The organism is Streptomyces sp. H27-H1, from assembly GCF_026627445.1.
Classification (GTDB): domain Bacteria; phylum Actinomycetota; class Actinomycetes; order Streptomycetales; family Streptomycetaceae; genus Streptomyces.
In genome coordinates, this window is record NZ_JAPNLJ010000122.1 from 1 (window position 1) to 3,306 (window position 3,306).

At 66.0% G+C, this 3,306-nt stretch carries 1 protein-coding gene and 2 pseudogenes; 2 read left to right on the forward strand and 1 reads right to left on the reverse strand.

What is annotated here, in order from left to right; all coding sequences use genetic code 11:
• Positions 1-201: 201 nt before the first annotated feature.
• A pseudogene (locus tag OTB20_RS43100) lies at positions 202-551 on the forward strand (integrase core domain-containing protein); the annotation flags it as partial.
• Positions 552-576: 25 nt separating this feature from the next.
• Here OTB20_RS43100 and OTB20_RS41940 read toward each other — a convergent pair.
• Positions 577-1,039, reverse strand: a pseudogene (locus OTB20_RS41940) (vitamin K epoxide reductase family protein); the annotation flags it as partial.
• A gap of 504 nt (positions 1,040-1,543) precedes the next feature.
• On the opposite strand from OTB20_RS41940, the gene OTB20_RS41945 reads away from it, so the two are divergent.
• Positions 1,544-1,834 carry a hypothetical protein gene (locus OTB20_RS41945; RefSeq protein WP_267825148.1) on the forward strand — a complete coding sequence of 97 codons (291 nt, stop codon included), beginning with the start codon at positions 1,544-1,546 and terminating at the stop codon, positions 1,832-1,834.
• The last annotated feature ends 1,472 nt before the right edge of the window (positions 1,835-3,306 follow it).

A 3,306-nucleotide genomic window follows, 5' to 3' on the forward strand; every position in this document is an offset into this window, starting at 1 on the left:
CACCATCTTCACTGCCTCTTCCCGATACTCAGGAGAGAACTTTCTACGCTTCTGCGACAACCGACTTCCCTTTCCGAACAGTCCCACTGTAGTGGGACTGCTGTCCGGGAACTTCGGGGCGGCTCAGGGCGGATCCGGTGGGGGCCGTGATGGCCCAGCAGCCGGGCCGGTGGATACGGATGGTCCGCTGCGCCTCGGACGAGGTCGCACTCGCGGCCGAAGGTCTCCAACGACAACCCCTACAGCGAGGCCCAGTTCAAGACCACGAAGTACATGTCCGACTACCCGGACCGCTTCGACACCTGGCCCATGCCCGCGAGTGGTTCGACGCGCTCATCGCGTACTGCAACCACGAGCACCGCCATTCAGGGATCGGCGCTGGCACACGCCGGCATCCGTCCACTTCGGGAGGTCCGCGACCAGCGGGCCGTTACCCTCCACCAGGCATATGCCCGCCACCCTGAACGCTTCGGCCGCCGCCCGAGATACCCCAGAAAGCGTGGATCAACGACCCGGCCAAGCGCAGGGAACCCACATCACAAACCTCATAGCGTCACAACCGTCTCACTGGACTTGAAATCTTCCGATCCGGCCCGGCGCGGGCAGCAGCCCCTCGCGGACGTTGTGCGAGGTGACGTACCAGAACATGACTATCGTGGCGGCCCAGGCCAAGGAGCACCACAGGCAGAGCGAGTTGATATTGCCCAGGGACTGGTATGTCAGCCAAGCGCAGAAGACGACGCCGAAGAGGGTGCCCGCGTTGAGGGCGAGCCAGTACCAGCGGCTGAACCGGGCGCCGGCCAGCAGGCTCATGCCGACGCAGACCACGATCCCGTAGGGCGACCAGTCCGAGCATGGGGTCGGGGAAGCCGAAGACGGCCGCCTGGTCGCTCTTCATGATGTTGCCGCAGGAGACGACCGGGTTCAGGCTGCAGCCCGGCGTGAAGTTCGGGTCCTCCAGCAGCTTGAACTTGTCGATCGTGATCACCCAGGCGGCCAGCAGCCCCGCGGCGCCGGTGCTCACCAGCAGCAGAGCCAGGAGCGGTGTCCGTGTCCGTACCCCGTGTCGCCATACCGCCCATTTCGGCCAGGAACTCTTCCCCGCGACTGCGACCACGATCCACGCTACGCCGCCCGGATCCGTGACCCGCGAGGTGTCGAGCGGGTGATCGTCGAAACGCTCGAGGAGACACCGAAGAACGCGCGCTGGTCGGCGCGCTCGATGACCTCGACCACCGCCCGAACCGCTCGCTGGCGTCTCCGTTGTCGACGGATCCTCTGTTCACTCGGCGCGGGAGACTGTCCCCGCCCGCGCAGCAAGCTGGCGCACGAGCCCGTCCAAACGCCCACTGGCCTCCTCCCTCACCGGCTGCGGAGGTCCGGCGTATGACCTCGAAGGCGGCCCGGGGCCGCTCCATGAACGAGGCTGCCCGTGGAGGCCCGCGGAAAGGGCTCCGGGACGTTGGGCTGCGGCGCGCGGAGTAAGGGGGCAGCCTCCACGAGTTGTGTCCAGCCAGAAAGGGCGTTTTCTGTGAGTATGAAAATGGACGCGATGTTTGACGCGGGGACCGAGAGGGAGCTGGTGGAAGCGGCAGCGGCCGGGGTGCCGTACGTGGTGCTCGCCGCCGCGAGAGACGACGCTGTGAGCCTTGTGGTCGTGCAGGCCGACGACCGGCTCGTCACGCTGTCCACGTCGTACGTCGCTTCCGGCTTCGACCGGTGGGAAGCGCAAGAGGAAATCGGCAAATTCGGATTCTTGGTGACGGAATGGAAGCAGCTGGAAAACGGAAGGCACGTGGCTCGGGCCGTGCACGAAAGACGCCGGGACTGGTAAACGGCTACGCGCCTCCGTGCCTGCCGACGAACAGATCTCGACAGCAGCCCGGAAAACCACTCCGGCCGTCAGCGTCGAGGTGCGGTCGGCCGCGCCCGATGGACCCAGTCCACCTTCAGGGCCGGTCGCACCCTGTAATCGGAGGTGAACGCAGCCTTCGCTGTCACACCACTGCGTTGTAAGGCTGTACGAGGGCACGGTTTAGAAGGCCTCGCGGCGTAACAGACACGTGTCCAGGGTCGCGGGGAAACTTCACCCCACCGCCCCGGGCCACACGGGCAGCCCCGCTCTCGACGACGCTCAGCCCGCCCGCCCCAAGTGCCTGTCACAACCGCGAAACGCAAAAGCCCCCAGGAGGCCGGGGGGAAGGCGTCCTGGGGGCTGCTCAGAACAGCTGGTTTCCCAGCCCCTCCGAACCACGGGGGTTTTCGAGCCTCAGGTCTGAGGAGGCAATCGGCTCACTGCCGATCCTACGAATCCCAACCCTCAACGCCACGAGTCATAAGACCCCACCTGAACGGGACTTTAGTCCCATCCGTCAGTGCTCTTGTCCCGGGCGGGTAGTTGCTGGGGAGGGCCGGCGTCGGTCCGCCCGGGGCTCTGTTGCAGGAGGCTGTGTAATGGCCGGGTAACTGGATAGGGCGAATCGCCCCATCTTGTCCAAATGCTGGAACGGGCGATTTCGTGTGAATCACCCGGTTTTAGATCCTGCCGATCGTTCCGAGGGGCGATGGTAATCATCTGATACGGGTTGATTTCATGCCCATCCAGTTGCATGGCCGGAACGCTCGCTGGTCATTCTTCCGCCGACCGAGGGGGCGGCCGGGTGCCGGGCCGCGCGGGTGTGGGGCGTGTGAAGCGATCCGGTCTCCCGCGCGGCCCGTCCGGGATTCTTGCCCAGAGGCCGTTCACCGGCTGTTCCATGATCGCAGGGAAGTTGGGGTCCGAGGCTGCCCTGCCCGGCCGGGGACCGCCGGATCCGCGACCGGACACGTGATCGACGTCCCCACACCAGGATCTCGACGTCCTTAGCTGTCACCAGCCCAAGTACCCCCGGCTCCAGGAGCGGAAGCTCCCAGTGGCTCTTCCCCGGCCGCCAGCCCGGACAGCCGATGAACCCGGTCAGCCTCCAAGTCCACCTGCGGAAGATCGGCCTCCCACCGCAGCGCGGCAGGACCTCCGCGATCCGCCAACTCGTCCTCCAGGCCCCGGCCCCCGTCATCGCGAAGGCTCTCGGCTACCACTTGTCCGGAGTGCAGGGCCGACTCTGCGTACGGCAGTCGGGGTGGTCGTCGGAACAGAGCCCGGCCGTTGCCGGCATGCGTATACGGGGTAGGGGCTGTGTCAGGGCTGTTGCAAAGTCGGATTGATCTTGTAGACGCGCTGGTGTGGCCGTGTGACGGTGTCCGGCGGAGGCGCTACGAACGCAACGAAGCTCCCGTTGATGCGGGTGACCTTGCCAAGTCGCCTGT

Bases quoted from the DNA above. Each gene is read 5' to 3' on its own strand.
- OTB20_RS41945 (WP_267825148.1), top strand. From the start codon at position 1,544: ATGGACGCGATGTTTGACGCGGGGACCGAGAGGGAGCTGGTGGAAGCG.